Source organism: Microcystis panniformis FACHB-1757 (assembly GCF_001264245.1).
GTDB classification, from domain to species: domain Bacteria; phylum Cyanobacteriota; class Cyanobacteriia; order Cyanobacteriales; family Microcystaceae; genus Microcystis; species Microcystis panniformis.
In genome coordinates this window covers 2954047-2973371 of the sequence record NZ_CP011339.1, presented here as the reverse complement: position 1 = coordinate 2973371, position 19325 = coordinate 2954047, and the positions used below count along the sequence as shown (strand labels likewise).

Genomic DNA, 19325 nt, shown 5'->3' with positions numbered 1-19325 from the left:
TAATTGCAGCTTTGATGAATCGAGGGTTGAGCCGTGAATAACAACTTTTTCCGCAGCTATTCTGTCAATGATTCTGGTTTGGGTTGTTTCTTATCTTTGATTTTAGTCGGATTGTTGTTAGGCTCGATCGGACTGGGTTGGTTAGTCAATGGTTTTTTAATTCTCGTGGCATTCCTAATCATTTCCCCTGTGATTGCTTGGGGTATTTTTCGCTGGTGGTTACGACGCAATTTAGTTGAAGATAGCTGTCCCGTCTGCAGCTACGAATTTACGGGTTTTAATCGCACGGAATGCCAATGTCCTAACTGTGGTGAACCATTAAAAGTGGCAGGGGGTAAGTTTATTATTCTCACCCCTCCCGGTACGATCGATGTACAGGCGATCGAAGTACCTACCGGACAGTTGGAAGATTAGGGTCAAACCATCACCATCTAGGCACGCGCACCAAGCTGAAAGCGGGGGTTCTGAATTTTAACAATAACAGCAGTCCCAGCAGGTGAATTGACCAGTGAACGAGAACTAAGCCCCAAATAATTGCAAAAATCAAACTACTAACGGCAAGAGCTTTAAAAATATCATTATCGGTCTTTTGATACCAGAGAAGACTAAGGAAGGAAAGCAGTAGGAGTAGAAGCGGAAAAAGTGGGGAGAACATGGGGATCACCATTGGGTGAGGGGACTGTCTTCACATCCATAGCCTATCATTTTCCCTTGACGGCTACGGGTAGCAGCGGCTACATTACCCCCTATTTGTCATAAATCTTTAGAATCAAATTAAAAAGTTTACAAGCCAATCTTTTAGCCTAAAGGTGGCGCGACAATCATCCTCATTGTAACGCAAAATAGCCGCCAATAAAGTCCGATCTCCTGTTTTTAACCACTGGTCATACCACCAAACGCATTGATCCCCGCTTACTCCCCGGTCGCGCCATTGAAAGCCAATCCAGTTAGCGAGGGATTTTAAAGAATAACTTTCCACGGGAAAAGTTACCGAGTTAACTACATGATAGTGCAGATCAAAACAGCGAGAAACTAACTGATTAATCAAAGAAGAAGGAGTTTTATAAAGATAACCCAATCGCTTAATTGTTTCCACTTCGTACTCAGAAAAGTGAAAAATTGGTGCTTGATAATCCTGCATGACTAAGGTTAAAAATTCCTGCCATATCCTGCCTTCATCTTCCGGCTTTTCTGCCAAAAAGGGATAAAATTGCTGGGTATTAACTCGATAATCAACCCGTAAAATCCCCAAAAGATAATCTAAATTCTGTTCTGGTTCCGCTTCGATATCAAAATAAAATTCAATCTCGGCCCTCGGTAGGGGAGACAAATAAGCAGTTTTGCCGTTACTTTTGCGAAAGGGCCGATTTTCAATAATTGCTTGGGCCTGTAATTGTAACTGATTAGCCACCTCTAACCCCATCCCCTCCCCCATACGGGTAGGACAGGTAAGCGCCAGGGATTCCATGGTGGAAACCCCCAAAGACTGTAAAAATTGGTAACGACTAGGAGTCACCCCCGGGACTAAAGAAAGATGTTGACTCGCTTGGGCGATACCATAACAGTGACTATACCAATGACATAAACTGCAACGCTGACGCGAGATAAAAACTTCTGGTTCTTGGCGATTAATCACCATGGCGCCGAACTTTTTGATTATTTCCTCTAGTTTAGTTAACCAGAGATTCAATTCCACCCGATAGCGATTATGACGACGTAGGACAATTTCCGCATAACTGGGAAAAACTCCCTGCATACTAGCCAATAAATAGGCGTAAAAAGTAGCCAGCAGCTTATATTCAGGCTTAGGACGGCGCCCGAGTTGAATATTGAGGGGATAATAAACCCAATCGCCAAATTTCGACTCTCCTGCCTGTTTAATTAATAAATGCGGGGAACCGGTTAAAGAGACGGGATAGGTAGATTGCAAAAGGACTCCGTGATAAATACAGGGTACCCCCTGACGCATCAAAGCTTCCGTTTCCCTAGCGGCGGCCAAAATATCAGTGCTGGGGGTAGTCAGGGAACAATAATCGGGATAGGAGTCTTGCAGGACTTTTTTAACGTGAATTTGACTCTCCTGGCGCAATTTAAGCAAAAAATCTCGCTCAGGGTCTTTTTCTTGGCTATTGCCGTAGAGATTTAAAAACCCACGGCGTTGACAACGTTGGTAGTCTAGAAGTAAATCATCGGTCAGTAGCATTCTATCAAGGAGAAAAGTTAAGCTTTCCTGGACCTGTGAGGTAAAGTAAAAAATAATAAACTTAAAAAAAGAAAACATTCCCAAGTATGTTTCCTCTACTCTAATACTATTGTGACAATTGCGACTTAATCCGTCGATAGAATTCAGCCTTCGGTCGTCCGTCGTCAGGAAATGGGGAAATGGGGAATTCAACTAAAACCCTAAAACCCCAAAACCCAACACCTTCTGACTGATAACCGATAACTGATAACTGATAACTGACCCCCCATCTCCTCGCTTATGCAGAATTTAGACGAAAATAGCCTCGATTGCCCCGTTAGTAAAGCGGATTTAGCCGAACAAAGACAGGAATTTCGGGGACTTAGCAATAAAGTTTATTTTAATTTCGGTGGTCAGGGAACCTTGCCCAAGGCCGGATTAGAAGCAATTATCGATGCCCATAATTTTCTCCAACAAAAGGGGCCTTTTTCAGGACAGGTAAACGATTGGATTACCAAAAAAACGGAACTTCTCAGGCAAGAAATGGCTCAGGAGTTGGGAATTAGCCCCAGCAATCTCTCTATCACCGAGGATGTCACTGTGGGCTGTAATATCGCCCTCTGGGGAGTTGATTGGCAAGCGGGGGAACATATTTTACTAACCGATTGTGAACACCCCGGAATTATGGCCACAGTTCGGGAAATTGCCCGTCGTTATCATCTGGAAATCTCCACTTGTCCTATTCGGGAAACTTTAAACGGTGGCAACCCGATAGAAGTGATTTCCGCTCATCTACGTCCAAAAACTAGGGTTTTGGTGGTTAGTCATGTTCTCTGGAATACCGGACAGGTTTTACCCCTCAAGGAAATCTCGCAACTTTGTCATGATAATTCCGTCACCGAAAAACCCGTTTTAGTGGTGGTGGATGCTGCCCAATCCGTGGGTTGTTTGCCCTTAGATTTAAGCACTACTGCCGCCGATTGTTATGCTTTTACGGGTCATAAATGGTGGTGTGGACCGGCCGGTGTGGGGGGGTTGTATATTCGTCCCGAAATTTTCCCTAGTTTACAGCCCACTTTTATCGGTTGGCGCGGTGTTGAAACAGATAACCGAGGACAGCCTATCGGTTGGAAACCGGATGCCAGACGCTTTGAAGTGGCCACTTCTGCCTATCCTCAATTTGAGGGTTTAAGGGCAACTATTGCGGTACATAACACCTGGGGTGATGGGGGACAAAGATACGAAAAAATCTGTCAATTAGCGGCTTATCTCTGGGAAGAATTAAAGAATATTAAAGGGGTGAAATGTTTAAAAAATTCTCCACCGGAATCCGGTTTAGTTTCCTTTCAAATTGACTCGGCTATCACCCCACAAAAGTTAGTGCAACAGCTAGAAAAACAAGGGTTTTTACTGCGAACTCTCCTCGACCCCCTCTGTGTGCGTGCCTGTGTTCATTATTTCACTTTGCCCTCGGAAATCGAGCAGTTAGTAGCAGCTATCCAAAAGTTAGTTTAAAATCACACTATACATGGCGTGGCTCGGTTCGTCGAATAATTAGTGCTAGGAGGGCTAACAACCGTGAACGAAGAACATATTACCAGAGTCACCCGCGAACAGTGGGCGAAGTTGAAAGCCAAAACGGACTGGGAGAAAGTTAAAGGGATGAACGATGCGGAAATTGCCAAAAATGCCCTAGAAGACCCCGATAATCCACCGCTGCCGGCTGATTTTTTCGATGAAGTCGTGGAATGCACCCCAGTTTCCTTGAATCCCTAACCCTCCGATTAGTAACTGGATTTAGGGATTTTATCGGGGGCTGTATTAGCCTAGACTAACACAGCCCAAAGTTACCGTTTAAATGTCCAAATCTGTAAGATTTAAACGCGGTCCGTGGGTTTCGATAAATTCTCGCCGGGGGGCAACTCGATCGCCCATAAGAATCGTAAATAATTCCTCAGCTTTGGCTGCGTCTTCGATTTCTACCCGTTTTAAAGTGCGAGTTTCGGGATTCATAGTAGTATCCCAAAGTTGTTGGGGCATCATTTCTCCTAACCCTTTAAAACGTTGGATTGTGTAGTTAGCATTGGAGGGAAATTCCGCTATCTTTTGCTGTAATTCTCGATCGCTATAGCAGTAGGAATGATTTTTACCGCGTTCCAATTTATAGAGAGGAGGACAGGCGATATATACATAACCTTGGTCAATTAAATTCTTCTGATAACGATAGAAGAAAGTTAACAACAAAGTTCGGATGTGTGCGCCATCCACATCAGCATCAGTCATTAAAACAATGCGATGATAGCGCAATTGTGAGGGGTCGAAATCTTCTCCTTTAATCCCTAAACCGAGGGCCGTAATTAAGGATTGAATTTCCGTATTTTTGTAGATTTTGGCATCATCGGTTTTTCGATATTGAGGATTTTTCCCCGCAGAGGTAGAATCGCTTGAAAACGACGATCGCGCCCCTGTTTGGCACTGTTATGGACGAAAACGCCGGAAGCAAGGGCAAAGTTATGGGTATGAGGAACCTCGATATCATAGACATCGAATCTTGTTTCTAATCGCTTGATCGCCACAACTCGATGATTGTAATTAGCCACCGCTTCTAAGGCTTTATTTTTATCACCATCAAAGTAGCGATCGCAGAAAGAATCGAATCGCAATATTGATTTATCCCGCGTCTGAAGCCGATATTTTTGATAAGCTTCCAAATCAATATAACCTCGATCGATCTCAATTTGTTTTAAGGTCGCTAGGGTTTTTTGATAGTAAGTTTTCTTGATTGTGTTAATTCCCTGCCAACGATTATACCCATCAGCGATCGCATGAGTGAACAACCAAGAATCGGAAGCGGGATTCCAGACCATTTCATAACCGTTAATGGTGATTCCGGGGTCACGAAGATCGGACAATTTCCGATACAAAGGCATTAAAGCATCTTCTGGAGTTAAAGCCGCAGCAGGTTTATAGCTACCATCTCTTAACAGGAAAAGATGGTCAGGAGTACAAATAATCGCTTCACCATGATCGAGAGTAATTTTAATTACTTCTGCGTCTTTTTTGGTGATGCGGGCATTAATAACTCGTTCAACCCCGATCGTGCCATTGTCACGAATGGTATAACAAAAATGTTCCTTTCCTTGCGCTTGTTCGGTCACTAGCTGTTTAAAACTGAGGTTGCGTCCATCGACAAGGGCGATTTCTGTATCACCATGAAAACAGCCGCCGGCGCTGTCCCCTTCAACGATGTAAATTTCTGACTTTTCTGGGTCTCTTTCGCTACAATCAGCCAATTTACCCGGTAAAGGGGAGGATTCCAAGACCGATTTCCGTCGTACTAAGTCCCGGGCCCGTCGGGCTGCTTCCGCCGCCTTGTACGCTTGTACTGCTTTTTCAATAATCGTGTCGGCCACTTGGGGATTTTGTTCTAGGTATTCGTTGAGAGTTTCCCCCACCAGGGAATCAACAATACCCCGGACTTCAGTGTTACCCAATTTGGTCTTGGTTTGTCCCTCAAATTCCGGTTCGGGGACTTTTACGGAAATAACGGCGGTTAAACCCTCGCGGACGTTTTCCCCCGCTAGATTAGGCTCGTTTTCTTTAATTTTATTGCGTTTACGAGCGACATTATTTAAAGTACGAGTCAGAACTGCCTTTAATCCTTCTAAGTGAGTTCCCCCGTCAATGGTGCGGATATTATTAGCAAAACCGAGAATATTGTCGCTATAGGCATCTATACACCACTGAAACGCCACTTCGATATTAATTCCGTTCTTTTCCCCCGATACATAGATAATATCTTTGTGCAGGGTTTCTTTTTCCCGACACATATAGGCGACGTATTCTTTAATACCCCCCTCATAACAATAGGTTTCGATGTGGGGTTCTTCGGGACGGTAATCGCTAAAGGTGATTTTAACACCGGCATTTAAGTAGGCTAGTTCTCGTAAACGTCCGGAGAGGGTACTGTAATCAAATTCGATACCTTGGCTAAAAATTTCGGTATCTGGCAGGAAATTAACCCTAGTTCCCGTTTTTTCCTCTTGACTGGGACTGCTGACCAATTCTGTGACGGGGATACCCCTTTCGTAGCGTTGGATATGTACCTTATGATCGCGCCAGACGGTGACATCGACCCATGCAGAAAGAGCATTAACGACGGAAATCCCGACTCCGTGTAACCCTCCCGACACTTTATAACCACCACTGCCAAATTTACCGCCGGCATGAAGTATAGTGAGAACGGTTTCGAGAGCAGATTTACCCGTGGTCGGGTGGACATCGGTGGGAATACCCCGGCCATCGTCGGTGACGCTGACGGAACCATCGGCCTTGATATCCACTTCGATATGAGTACAGTAACCCGCTAGGGCCTCATCGATCGAGTTGTCCACCACTTCATAGACTAAATGATGTAGTCCCCGCGGCCCAGTCGTACCGATATACATCCCCGGCCGCTTCCTGACTGGTTCTAACCCTTCGAGAACTTGTATCTGTTCCGCGCCGTAGTTACTTGTCATAAAATTTCCCTGAAAAGGCTGTGATCCCTGATTGAACCTAAATGAATGGCAAAATCTTCAAAAATTGTAGCACATAAGGGTTAAAGACTGCTTAAATGCCTTTAGGGAGAATTTTTTATTGGGGTTGGGGTGTTGGTCAGTAAACAGTGAGCAGTAAACAGTAAACAGTGAGCAGTAAACAGTAAACAGTGAGCAGTAAACAGTGAGCAGTAAACAGTAAAAAGGCAGCTGCGAGCTTGTCCCTTAATACTATTCACTGAAAACTCACACCTGAAAACTCGCACCTGATAACTGATAACTGATAACTGATAACTGATAACTGATAACTGATCAATAGTCTTTAAATAATGTCATCCTCAAATTTATAACCGACACCGACTACAGTTTTGATAAAGATCGGATTAGCAGGATCGGGTTCTACTTTTTTGCGTAAGCGTCGGATATGGGTATCTACTACCCTTTCATCGCCAAAAAAATCATTTCCCCAGAGATTATCGATTAATTGGGTGCGACTCCAGACGCGATTGGGATAACTGACAAAGGTAGCTAATAAATTAAATTCTAAGGTGGTTAAATCGAGGGTTTCCTCGGGCATTCCCTCCAATTTACGAACAGCAGAATGTTGATCTAAGTCGATAATAAAATGACGGCTGCGATGGAGTTGCTGGGGTTGACTATCGTGTCTTAAACTACGTCTTAATAAGGCTCTTACCCGCGCGGTTAATTCCCGGGGACTAAAGGGTTTGACCATATAATCATCGGCTCCCGTAGATAGACCGATAATGCGATCAATCTCTTCTCCCCTAGCGGTTAACATTAGGATATAGGGGTCTTTTGTCCCAGGTTTTTGGCGAATTATAGCACACAATTCTAGTCCGTCTAATTCCGGTAACATTAAATCTAAAATAACTAAGTCTGGTTGCTTTTGATAAAATAGTTCTAGTCCTACCCTACCATTATAAGCCAGATGACAATTAAATGATTCCCGCTCTAAAGTTTGCTGAATCAAATGGGCGATTTCAATTTCATCTTCGATAATAACGATGTCCATAAGTAAGTAGTTATAATTTAATTGAAGATAGATTTTGCCTTTGATCCCCCCTGCCCCCTTAATAAGGGGGGTGCAGATGCCCCCTCAATAAGGGAGCATCTGACAATTTTTAAAACCTACCTAATTAGGCATATTTTAACATATGAGTCATTCATTTCTTGCTCGGGGTTGAACATTGAAATAATTGTAATTTTTGAGATTTTTTGGGGGGGAGAGTTGGCAACTCTCCCGACTTTTGTGGACTGGGAACTTTTCAAGGTAAAGGGACAAACTGCTCACCAGAGGGAGTCGAGCGCACTTGAATTAAGACAGGTTGACCAACGCGATCGCCAGTATTAGGATCAAAGCTAATTTTTCCGGTGGCCCCTGTTTGATGAAAACTGCTGGAGCGCAGCCTGGATTGTAGGCCCTGACGTTGAGGATTTTCCCTTAAACCGGCAATAATCACCCGTGTAGCGTCAAAACTGGTGGCTGTGCGCCAACTAACCGGACCGCGCCACTGTTCCTGCATAAGATTGGCAAAAGTCTGGTTAACCGAGGGGTGCCAGGGTGCGGCAAGGGTTAAACCTTGGACGTTTTTGCCGCCATCTTCGAGGGTGCGAATATTGTAGAGGGTGGGACTACTAAACAGAGGCAAACGCTGACGATTGGAGCGAATAACCTCAAAAACGGGATCGAGACGATCAACATGAGCGACGACAAATAGGCCGTTAGCACCCCCAGAAATCGCCTGATTAAGGGCTTGATCGGCCTTAAAATTGGGGACACTCAGATCGCAGACAATCGGCACAATTTGACCGCCTTTTTTCGCCACATTAGCCATCAACTCATCTTTAAAGGAAATATTATCGGGAGCTTGAGAATCGTAGCAAAAAGCAATTTTCTGGACTTTAGCAGTATTTACTATGTAATTTGCTAATTTTTCCGTAATTTTGCCGTTAGAAGCCACCAGACGAAAGATATAATTTCCCGCACCGGAGAGATTATTAGCCAAGGAGGTGGGAGAAATCATCACCAAACCGCCTTTTTCGTAGATAGGAGCGGCGGCTAAACTGGCATCGGAGGCATTATGACCGATAACGGCGATAATATCGGGATTTTTGACTAATTCCCTGGCTACCTCTTTCGATATCTGCGGCTGATTATCGTCATTAACCACGATAACCATCAGTTTTCTGCCGTTGATCCCTCCCTGTTGATTGATCTGGGTTTGTGCGCTGGCGACTCCTCGCAATATTTCCTGAGCGACGTTGGGATTAGTTGTCGCTGGCACAACAACGGCGATTTTGAAGGGATTTGAGCCAGTTTGCAGGTTGCTGAGATAAATTACGCTTTCGGGATCGTTGGGATGTTGAGCGAGGGATTTTTGCAGGAGTTGCTCTGCTTCTTGGTGATTACCTTGAGCAATGGCAGCGATCGCTGATTCTTTGGTGGTGTTAGAATTAGTTTTGATCAGGAGATGATTGCCGTAACTGATGCGGGGATTATTATCGGCTTTTGGGGCAAATATTGCCGAGATTTGGGGAAAAAGAAACCAACCGATCAACCCCAGTAAAACATAGGAAATTGGCGGTAAACCCGCTTTTTTGCCAGTCTTTGTCATTGCTTTACTCCTTAACTTTGCTGATTGAATTCGGCTAAACGGCGGTTAATTTCGTCATCAAGGCTTAAGAAATCGATTTCTTGAGCTAATTTCTCGCTATAGTTCTCGCTTAATTCACTATAGACGTTTTCTTTTCGATAACGGTCGTTAATCGCTTCATTGGCATCCTCAAAGCGATCGCGGGAGTTATTGAGGTTGAGACTACTATCAAATTCGTTTATTTTACCTAAAGCCTCATTCATGGAACTAATCGCTTTTAAGTTGCTCATTTCTAACTTATAATGCTCGATTTTTTCCTGCTCTTTACGAAGTTTTTCCTTAGCAGCAATGACCACTTTTTCGGCATTATCAACCCGATCTTTCATGGCGGGTAGAATTTTTTCTAGGGAGATAACCTTAACCATAGCCAGTCTTGCCGCTTCTTGAAGACCTTTTTTTTGAGCGGTGACAGCCTGCTGCAAGTAGTTTGTGTGTTCCTGTTTTTTTGCCTCGTATTGTGCTTGAGCCGATTGCTGGGCGGCTACTACTTTCGCCACCGATTCTGTCAATTCCGCTAGGGATTTTTGCATCAATTCTAGGGATTCTTTGGCCGATTCTACGGCAATTTTTCCGCCGGATTCGATGGGAATACCCCACAACCAATTCCAGATCGCAACGAGAGAATTTCCTGCCTTATCACCGATCAGCCAAAAAATCAAGGCCTTGGGGGTTAATTTTTTTAACAATTTCATGCCGTCTGTCTCCTAGAGGTATTACCTGTTAATTAGGAGTGATGGTCAACTTTAATGCAGTGGATAAGGTTAAGTTTTGTAAAAAGTCTTGACAAGGATAGGAAGGTTTAGACTGGACCGGCAGATTTAATGGGAGCGAGGGGGACAAATTGACCATTTTTGACCTGTAGAATCAAGTAGCGGCGATCGTCAGGATTATTATTCATGTTGCGGACACCATTCTCATCGAATCTAACAGTGCCAGTCATTCCTTCAATAGAAAAATCGTTTCTTAAAACTTGATTTAACAATTCTCGATCGAATTTTTGTCCTTGTTGGGATAACTGTCGCAAAGCGGTGAGGATAACTTTAGTCGCATCGTAGGCCATGGGAGTGCGCCAAACGTTGATCTTATTTTGCCAAAAACTGTGGATATAATTATCTTGTTTGAGATCATACCAAGGCACGGCGATAACTAAATTTTCTACCCCCTGTTTACCTTCTGCAAGGGTGAGATAACTTTGAAAGGTGGGGGAACCTAAAATCACTAAGTTTAACTGTTCTGCGGGACGTTGCTTAAAGATATTAGCGGCTCTTTTCAGATCGTTAACATAGGGAGCAATCATCAGTATATTTACTTGATATTGAGCGATTTTTTGATAAATTTCCTGTTCATCTAAATTAATTTTGGGTTCGATATTGCAGTCAAAATTTCCATCTTTAACAAGTTTTTGCAAGCTCTGACCTCGGAGAATGTTTTTATATTTTTCAGCGAAGTTATAATTATCCCCAGAGCGATTATCATAACAAATTAAATTATTGGGTTTTTGGATAATTAGCTTCTCAGTTTGTTCCCGGATATATTCAATTAGGGTTGTGGCAAAAGTTTCCATCTCGGGAACCATCTTATACACATAGCCATTGCCAGAGATTTTCGAGGAAAAGCTCGTAGGAGATAGGGCAACAATTTTCCCTTGTACATAGATATCTTTGGCCGCTTCACTAGCAGCAGAAGCATTATGACCAACCACTGCTATGATTGACGGATCTTTAACAAATTTTTTGGCTCGATCTTCGGCATCTGCGGCATTATTATTATCATTAGCGACCACTACCTGTAGAGAGTGAAAATCGGGGTTTTTGGCCTGTTCATCGTTTAACTCCTGTTGGAATAAAGCAATACCTCGTAAAATTTCCTCAGCAATTTCTGGATTATTACCAAGAGGAACACTGGTGGCAATTTTTAAGGGATTTCTGTCTTGATAGGCCGCACGAGCGTTATTATAATAGATGCGAATCTCTGGATTATTGGGCAAGCGATCGAGGGATTGTTTAAAAAGCTGAATTGCTTGTTTATATTCTTGGTTTTTAAAAGCTTGTCTTCCCCGTTCAAGACTGTTATCTTGTCGGTTTGTCTCTAATAATATTTCTTCACCTAAGCTAATTTCTGGGTATTTACTAGCATCATCGGAAAATACTCCTCCCCCATATAAAATTGATAAAGTTACCAGAAGACTTAAAATAAATAACAGAGCTTGTTTCCAGCGACTAGATAGACGTAATAACCTTTTATTTTTAGGTAAAATCAACGGTGGTTCTTCGGGATTTTCTATCAAAAGAGGCAGTAAAGAAGAACCAGCAGCATCCTCCTCAAATCCGTGTAATTTTAATTCTTGCCGAGCGATTGTTAAGGATTCTTGTAGGGATTTATGTCCAAGAAAATTGGGAAGAAAAACTTCTAGAAATCTCAAAGCAACCCGCACAGCGATGGGTTCTTTCATAACAATAATATGCGGTACTCCGATATTAGCCAACTGACGACCAATACCCAACCCATCGCAGGAGTTACAGATAACAAGTTTTAAGCCTTTTCTAACAGCTATTTCTAGGGAATCTCTTAAGTTATCGTCAGCAGATAAAGCCGTATCATTATCAATGATAAAAACTCCATCGTGTCCGTCGCTACTGGTTTGACTATGACCTAAATAAACTACAATATCCCATGGATTTTTGATCAACTCATGGCGAATATTTTTCGGTGAAAGAGGCTCTTTTAAACCTGGACTTAATATTTTGTGAATATTTTTCGGTGAAAGAGTATCTTTTAAACCTGGACTTAATATATGCAGAGAAACCTTATCTTGGTTTCCTAGTAACGTTTGCAAACTGGATAAACACAGGGAAGTATGCTTGCTTTCGATGTCAATATTGCCCAAAATTACTAAAACCTTAATCGGAGGAGTAAGGTTAATTATCGGAGGATTTCTCTGGATAGTAAGAGCAATTTCCACATCAGGACACCATTCGTGTAAAAAATTCCAACACTCCCAGGGAATTTGTTGTAGATCAAAATGGTTAGTTTGGATAAAAAATCTTACTTCTGACTGATTACCTATATGGAACAAGATACGATTTTGTATCGAACTCAGAGAACTGGAATTTAGCCATTCATTTAAGCTATCTTTTAAAGTTTGAGTGGCTTTTCTGAGGTTGTCTCTAGGATCACCTACCGCTGCATGGGTGATCATACTATGAGGAACGGTAATTCCTAAACTGGGTTGACTTTCTACCCAATGATAATAAGCTCGACGATAATTTTGCAAAGCGTCAGCAATGTCAAGGTTAGGGACTAATTTCCCGTCAGCAAAAGGCGCTATCAAGCGATGATTGTCACGAATTTCTAGAGTGACGGAAAATCCCGTTTCAAAACTGCCATCACCAATTTTCAGAATCACAACTCTGCTCATGTCTTTACCCTTGACATTTTCTGCTATCTCTATTAAATCCTAAACTGTTCGGTAATGCTACTATCCCCTAAACTTAGGTTAACATTAAAGCGATCGTCGGCATCAGCTAGAAAATAAAGTTGCAGATAGCTATCTAAGGGTTTCTCCCTTGCTATTGCTTCTAAACTGGGGATTAATTGGCCTATTTCATCGCTAATTTGCAAAGATAAACCGGGGGGTAGTTTGGCAAAATTGTCCATGGCATAGGCACGAATTAAGACAGCAATTCTCTGGTCACTGGTCGATAAAACTCCCACCATTAAAGCGATTTTATAACCCATTAATTGACTACCCACATCGAGCATTTTACGGATAGCAGCATTGGGATAATGAGGATCGATATTCCAGAGATATTCGGCCGCTTGCCAGCGAATAGTTTCATCTTGGGTTTGATGTTGTAGTTTTGCTAAAGCTTCCTGTGGGGTTAACTGTTCCGAAAATTCCACCTCTTTTTGACTAGCATACAGTTGTCTAATTTCTCGCTGAATATCTGCCGGAGATTCTCGGCTGCTGATTTTTTCAGCAGCCAACAAAAAACCTGGATTAATTGGACGATAACTGTCGATAGTGCTGAGGATTTCCTGCCATTTCTCTGTAATAATTCCCTGTAACCATTGACTAAGTTTAGTGGGAATTATTTCTAGACGCTGCTGATAAAGTTTTTCTCGCCATTGCTGATTATTCAACAAAGCTAACCACTGCTGACAACTAATATCTAATCTCGGAGAATAGGGTGAAACTTGACCTAACTTTTTAATTAAATTTTCTGCTGCTGCTGGCGATAATTTTGCTAAAGATTCCAGCTTTCCTTTTTCACTCTCTCCCTCTAAACAACTCTGCCAAAGAATATCTAAATCATCAATAATTTGCTCACTGTCCAAATAATATTGATGGTAAATTGGATCGTATTCTGCGAGATTTTTAACATCTTTTCTGGATATAAAACCCCAGATATTGAGGAATTTTTCTGCTAAATCTACCTGCACTCCTAGATAAAAATCTGCCGCTAAATCGGGAATATCAACCCATTCTTGCTCTATTGTCAATCCCTCAATGTCAATAGTTTGACTGGGAATAGTAGTAACTTTTTTATCTTGAATTTGCCAGGTAAACCCGTTAATAAACTCCCAAAGATACTGATGGTTTTTAGGTATTATTTGAAGAGAAGAATCAAGATTATCTTTCAGCCAATTGCTTAAGCATATTTGCACTAAGTAATTAATCAAAGCCTGATTTTTGGCGGTTTGATTAGAGTATTGACCAAGAATCGATCGAGCTTGCTTGATCTCTGTTTCCGAAAAAGTTAGCCAAAGGGATTTCGGGTTAATTTGTTGCAAAATATCGAGGTTGACTTTCATGGTATCTCCTAACAGATTAGTTTTGAGTTAAGTAGGACTGACAAAAATATTCTAGATAAGCATCGATCTCTTGTTTTTGCCGAGATTGTAATTTAATCTCATTTAACAACTTAGGACAATCTTTGCCTTCCCTTGCACAGAGTAGCTGATAAACTTTTTTACATAATTGGGTTATTTCTCGACTAATAGTAGATGGATGAACTCCCAATCGATTAGCGATCTGTACCTGCGTCATCTTTTGATGATAGTAATAATATACAATCTGTTTAACTTCATCCTCAAGAGTGATTAATAACTTATTAATATTTTCCCAGATTTCTTGCTGTTGTAGTAAGTCTTGACTTGGCCTCTTGCTGGGGAGATTTTCCCAAAAGTAATTGCTATCATGGTCATAATTAGTCGGCTCAAATTTAGAGTAAGAAGGATCGATGTGATTACGCATTATCTCCCCTATTTGATTGAGTTTTGCTTGCACTTCCCCCACGGTGAGAATAACTTGCGGTTGTAACTGCTGTAAGCGATCAATTACTTGTTGCCAATCTTCCTCTTGCCATTTATCTAATGATCTAAGAGAAGCTTTTTTTACCTCTCGAAAACAGTTAAATATTAGCAGGTGATTCTCGGTAAAGATACCCGATGTTCGTAAAACTTTTTGAATTTTATTCGCACTAAAAAGACTGACTATACCGAGATTAGTCCTGCCAATAGTTTTATACTCTCCTCGCAGGAAATTATAGAGAGTATTTCTCAATTTTTTATCTGTCCATTTTTCTAAGATTAAGCGAAAAAATCCCGGTTGGGTCTTTTTATCCTGAAAGTTACCGTAAAAATTGCTAGGATTGTTGGTGATTGCCGTGGCAAGCAAATTCAGCAAATAGTAGAATAGGGTTTCATAATCAGCATCGATCCGATGGCCAACATTTTGATAGACCCTTTGAGTTACCATAGAGGAGCGATATTGTAAAAAAACCATCCAATGGGACTTGACTAATTGGTTATTAGGATCATTCTGTAACCATTGCCACAGATCAAGATACACCGCTTCGTCATCGGCCACCTTTCCAGCGATCGCAGCGATCGATCTTCTTAATTGTGGCACTTCGTACCAGAAAACTCGATCGCCTTCAATGGCTTTAATAGTAGTATAAAAGTACCTAACGCTCATCTCTATCACCGGCTACAGGTATCTGATATCTGATTAGGTAAAATCAGAGGATTTTATGCAAGAGTAGCAAAGAAATTGAGCGATTCCCTTGCCAAGCGCACCTCTTTCTCTGACAATGGATGAGGGACTGATGAGAAACTATCAGTTATAGTGAGACAGCCTTAGTAAACCAGTAAAAGACTCATAAATTCACTCTGAGCTGCCACAAATTGCCGTCATATCAACTTCTAGGACAAAAATTAGGAATGCGAGTAACTTTTACCGAAAATCAGGGTTTTAGAAAGGAATTGAATAAACGGGTTGATGCTTATTTTACCGAAAACGGCATCCCCACCAGAGATAATTTGGCCATGTACCTGAAGACGATCACGATTTTAACTTGGGTAATTGCCGCTTGGCTATTTGTACTTTTTGGTCCGGATATCTGGTGGCTAAAAATTATCGGTTGTCTGGTTTTAGGAGGAGGATTAGCAGGGATTGGTTTTAGCATTGGTCATGATGCCAACCATGGCGGCTATTCTAGTAAAAAATGGGTTAATTCCCTCATTGGCATGACCTACGATTATATCATCGGTGCTTCCAGTTATCTCTGGCGTTTTCGTCATAACTATCTCCATCATACCTACACCAATGTTTTAGGGTACGATCTGGAAATTCATGGCGATGGTGTGGTGCGAATGACTCCCCATGCCGAGCATAAATGGTATCATCGTTATCAACATTTATTTATCCCGATTCTCTACGGTATAATTCCTATCTATTGGTCATTTTCCGATGTGCGCTCCATCCTCTTTCGTCATCGTTTTGGCGAGATTAAAATTCCCAATCCTAAAGCGATCGATCTATTTGTTTTATTGAGCGGAAAAGTTGTTTATCTCTTTTGGTTTATTGGCATTCCTCTCTTAGTTGGTTATAGTCTCCTAGAAATAGCGATCGGTTTTCTCATTACTTTTATGACCTATGGAGTGCTTGCCTGTCATGTATTTATGTTAGCTCACGTTTTGGAACCCGCCGAATTTATTCAACCCTCGGCAGCTAACCAAATCGAAGACGAATGGGCAATCTTTCAAGTGCGAACTACCGTAGATTTTGCCCCTAAAAATATCTTTTTAAATTGGTACTTAGGGGGATTAAATTATCAAGTTGTTCACCATCTTTTTCCGCAAATTTGTCATATTCACTACCCTAAAATTGCCCCAATTTTAGCAGAAGTTTGCCAAGAATTTGGCGTTAATTATGCCGTTTATCCCACCTTCTGGGGTGCTTTAGCTTATAATTATCGTTGGCTCAGGCAATTAGGCAATAAACAAAGTAATTTCGATCTCAAATTAGCCAGCTAAAATCAGTTATCAGTTATCAGTTATCAGTTATCAGTTATCAGTTATCAGTTATCAGTTATCAGTTATCAGTTATCAGTTATCAGTTATCAGTTATCAGTTATCAGTTATCAGTTATCAGTTATCAGTTATCAGTTATCAGTTATCAGTTATCAGTTATCAGTTATCAGTTATCAGTTATCAGTTATCAGTTATCAGTTATCAGTTATCAGTTATCAGTTATCAGTTATCAGTTATCAGTTTTAAGTTTTGGTTCTTCGTTACTTGGTATGGTTCGATAGGGGGGCATAAATCGACTAAATCCTTATCTGGCAAGAGACTTAATTGATTAGTTCGCTCTAGAAAAAAACAATTAACAAAAATCGCTAAATGCCTTTCTATATAAGGGTTCCATCCCTTATAACTCCCGTCCATTGCATAACACAAACCGAAGAGCCTAAGTTTTAAGTTTTAAGTTTTAAGTGAATAGTATTAAGCGACAAGCTCGGAGCTGCCTTTTTACTGATTACTGTTGACTGTTTAATGTTTACTGATTACTGATTACGGCTCTCTTATGGCTCTTCTGGTTTCTGTGTGGAAACGAGGTCTATACTGATAGTTTATTCCGCCAAATAGCACTAAAAGTCTTGCCTGATAAGCATTTCACGATTCCATAAGCAAAAATTATCACACAAAGTCGAGAAGAGCCCTCTTATTCTTTGTGTGATAAGTTTAACTTACATAGGGCTTGCTGAATAAATGTGAAATGTAGGCAAGGTAAGGGTTTTGTGGCTTTTCTTGCGAAACAGGTGCAAGATTTTGAGAGAATCGTGCTTCAAAACCTTGCGTCTTCATCGGCCCGCGTCCTGTAGGGGCGAAGCATTTGGGCATAACCTATCGGTGAAACCGGAGATTTTCTATCCGAATGCTTCGCCCGTACTTTTTCAGCAAGCCCTACATAGGATCGATCAGTCTTTGTGTCCTTTGTGTTTTTGTGGTTCCTTCCACTCACTCGCTAGGAGGAATGTATCTTAGAATACATTTTACCCACCAAACCTAAGAGAGCCTGATTACTGTTGGCTGATTACTGATTACTGTTTACTGAAAAATGAACCTACCCAACTCGATTACCCTATCACGACTCTTGGGACTGCCATTAATTTTATACTGGTTGCACCAAGGCACAGAAATCGATCGCTGGTTAAGTTTAATTATCTTTCTGATTGCTGCCAGCACCGATTGGCTCGATGGTTATTTAGCGCGAAAATTAAATCAAATCACCGAATTAGGTAAATTTCTCGATCCTTTGGTCGATAAATTACTGGTTCTCGCTCCCCTCTTAGCTCTGATTGAAATGGATTTAATTGCTGCTTGGGGAGTATTTTTGATTCTCGCTCGCGAATTAGCGATCGCTGGTTGGCGCATTAATCCGAATTTAACAGGAAATAGCGACATAAAAGGGGCTAATTGGTGGGGAAAAAGCAAAACAGTCAGCCAAATTGTCGCTATCGCTCTCTTAATCGCTCCCTTGCCTTCTGAATATAATTTAATTGCTCTGGTGGCTTTTTGGCTATCGGTGATATTAACTTTAATTTCTGGTCTGATTTATATCACACCCAGCCAAAAATTAACCCAAAATTGATAAAAACTTAACCATTAGCAATAATTCAGGAAACAAGCCTCGCAAACATGATTGCATTTTTTTTCTTGGTATATAATAATCGGGAGGAAGATTATCAGACTCTTCAAATTCAAACAAATCATTCAAAGAAAAAATCATGCCCACTGTAACCATATCATTCGCTGACTCCACCTCTGGTGTTACTTTCAATCCTGCTGTGACTACTTCAGTTGCCGCTTTCCTGAACGCCCATCCTACTGTCCCCATTAGTATATCAGCAACAGGCCTTGCCGACGATAATCTCACTTCCCTAGGCCTTTTAAGTATGGGCGGCGATACAGTTTGGAGAATAGCCAAAGCAGGCGTTGCTGATAACACAGCAACCCTTTCCAGGGTCGGTGGAGGCTTTTCTACGACCCTTTCCCTGCCAGCAGATAGCCTTACCTTTGTTAGAGCTTCGACTGCCGGCACTTATCAACTAACAACCGGCGGTGTTACTTTCACGAAAGCGTCGGGTCCGCAAATAGTAAGTACGATCGCACCACTCCCCCTCACTGATTCCTATTTCATCACAGGTAGTGCGTTCAACGATAGCCTAGTCGGTGGCACTGGAAACGATAGCCTAGTCGGTGGTGATGGAAACGATACTTTAGTTGGTGGTGCTGGAACCGATACTTTAACTGGTGGTGCTGGTGCTGACAATTTTGTTTTCAACAGTCCCAGCGAAGGATTTGATTGGATCTCGGGTTTTAGCTCCTCTCAAGGTGATGTTATCAATGTTTCCGCCACTGGTTTCGCTGGTGGACTGACTGCTGGTCCTTTGGGTACTGCACAATTCCGTTCTGGTGCGGGAATCAATAGCGCTGCTACTGCAGATCAAAGATTTATCTACAATACTGCCAATGGTGCTTTATGGTTTGACGTAGATGGTGTTGGTGGCGTTGCTTCGGTTCGAATCGCAAATCTTATTGGTTTTCCAACCCTCACTGCAGCCAATATTGTCGTTATCTAAT

General features: G+C 41.8%; 15 protein-coding genes and 1 pseudogene. 6 read left to right on the top strand and 10 right to left on the bottom strand.

The window, feature by feature from the left end:
* The first annotated feature begins 33 nt into the window (after positions 1–33).
* Entirely contained in the window at positions 34–414 is a 381-nt protein-coding gene (locus VL20_RS14290; protein WP_002760482.1) for a hypothetical protein, read from the top strand.
* Between the two features lie 10 nt (positions 415–424).
* Here VL20_RS14290 and VL20_RS14285 read toward each other — a convergent pair whose 3' ends face one another.
* Positions 425–667: a hypothetical protein gene (locus VL20_RS14285; protein ID WP_002738501.1), complete on the bottom strand. Its 243-nt coding sequence runs from the start codon at positions 665–667 to the stop codon at positions 425–427.
* Positions 668–769: 102 nt separating this feature from the next.
* Positions 770–2203, bottom strand: coding sequence for a TM0106 family RecB-like putative nuclease (locus VL20_RS14280; protein WP_052278472.1), 1434 nt, complete (start codon positions 2201–2203; stop codon positions 770–772).
* Positions 2204–2482: 279 nt separating this feature from the next.
* Between VL20_RS14280 and VL20_RS14275 the strand changes: the two genes are divergently transcribed.
* Both VL20_RS14275 and VL20_RS14270 read left to right on the top strand, forming a co-directional pair.
* Complete coding sequence (locus VL20_RS14275) at positions 2483–3697, top strand: aminotransferase class V-fold PLP-dependent enzyme (RefSeq protein ID WP_052276877.1); 1215 nt, start codon at positions 2483–2485, stop codon at positions 3695–3697.
* Positions 3698–3760: 63 nt separating this feature from the next.
* The gene (locus VL20_RS14270; protein WP_052276876.1) at positions 3761–3958 is read left to right on the top strand and encodes a hypothetical protein; all 198 of its coding nucleotides are present in this window, start codon (positions 3761–3763) and stop codon (positions 3956–3958) included.
* A 78-nt stretch (positions 3959–4036) separates the two neighbouring features.
* On the opposite strand, the pseudogene gyrB reads toward VL20_RS14270, so the two are convergent.
* The 7 genes and pseudogenes from gyrB to VL20_RS14235 all read right to left on the bottom strand — a co-directional run bounded on the left by gyrB (position 4037) and on the right by VL20_RS14235 (position 15375).
* Positions 4037–6702 (bottom strand): annotated as a pseudogene (gyrB, locus tag VL20_RS14265) (DNA topoisomerase (ATP-hydrolyzing) subunit B).
* A 340-nt stretch (positions 6703–7042) separates the two neighbouring features.
* On the bottom strand, positions 7043–7753 hold the full coding sequence (locus VL20_RS14260; protein WP_052276875.1) for a response regulator transcription factor: 711 nt from the start codon (positions 7751–7753) through the stop codon (positions 7043–7045).
* Between the two features lie 253 nt (positions 7754–8006).
* Positions 8007–9356 carry an ABC transporter substrate-binding protein gene (locus tag VL20_RS14255; protein ID WP_052276874.1) on the bottom strand — a complete coding sequence of 450 codons (1350 nt, stop codon included), beginning with the start codon at positions 9354–9356 and terminating at the stop codon, positions 8007–8009.
* 11 nt (positions 9357–9367) lie between these two features.
* Complete coding sequence (locus tag VL20_RS14250) at positions 9368–10087, bottom strand: PspA/IM30 family protein (RefSeq protein ID WP_052276873.1); 720 nt, start codon at positions 10085–10087, stop codon at positions 9368–9370.
* Positions 10088–10194: 107 nt separating this feature from the next.
* Positions 10195–12813, bottom strand: a complete 2619-nt coding sequence (locus tag VL20_RS14245) for an ABC transporter substrate-binding protein (RefSeq protein WP_052276872.1) — start codon at positions 12811–12813, stop codon at positions 10195–10197.
* 32 nt (positions 12814–12845) lie between these two features.
* Positions 12846–14210 (bottom strand): DUF1822 family protein, encoded by a 1365-nt coding sequence (locus VL20_RS14240; RefSeq protein WP_052276871.1) that lies wholly within the window; start codon positions 14208–14210, stop codon positions 12846–12848.
* A gap of 16 nt (positions 14211–14226) precedes the next feature.
* A complete protein-coding gene (locus VL20_RS14235) occupies positions 14227–15375 on the bottom strand; it encodes a helix-turn-helix domain-containing protein (protein ID WP_052276870.1) in 1149 nt (382 codons plus the stop codon).
* 245 nt (positions 15376–15620) lie between these two features.
* Between VL20_RS14235 and VL20_RS14230 the strand changes: the two genes are divergently transcribed.
* On the top strand, positions 15621–16715 hold the full coding sequence (locus tag VL20_RS14230; RefSeq protein WP_052276869.1) for a fatty acid desaturase family protein: 1095 nt from the start codon (positions 15621–15623) through the stop codon (positions 16713–16715).
* Positions 16716–17799: 1084 nt separating this feature from the next.
* Positions 17800–18333, top strand: coding sequence for a CDP-diacylglycerol--glycerol-3-phosphate 3-phosphatidyltransferase (gene pgsA, locus VL20_RS14225; RefSeq protein ID WP_002759356.1), 534 nt, complete (start codon positions 17800–17802; stop codon positions 18331–18333).
* On the opposite strand, the gene VL20_RS31480 is transcribed toward pgsA, so the two are convergent.
* On the bottom strand, positions 18319–18579 hold the full coding sequence (locus tag VL20_RS31480; RefSeq protein ID WP_162490491.1) for a hypothetical protein: 261 nt from the start codon (positions 18577–18579) through the stop codon (positions 18319–18321). The genes pgsA and VL20_RS31480 overlap by 15 nt on opposite strands.
* A 58-nt stretch (positions 18580–18637) precedes the next feature.
* Here VL20_RS31480 and VL20_RS14220 point away from each other — a divergent pair, with 58 nt between their 5' ends.
* Entirely contained in the window at positions 18638–19324 is a 687-nt protein-coding gene (locus VL20_RS14220; RefSeq protein ID WP_284525790.1) for a calcium-binding protein, read from the top strand.
* The last annotated feature ends 1 nt before the right edge of the window (position 19325 follow it).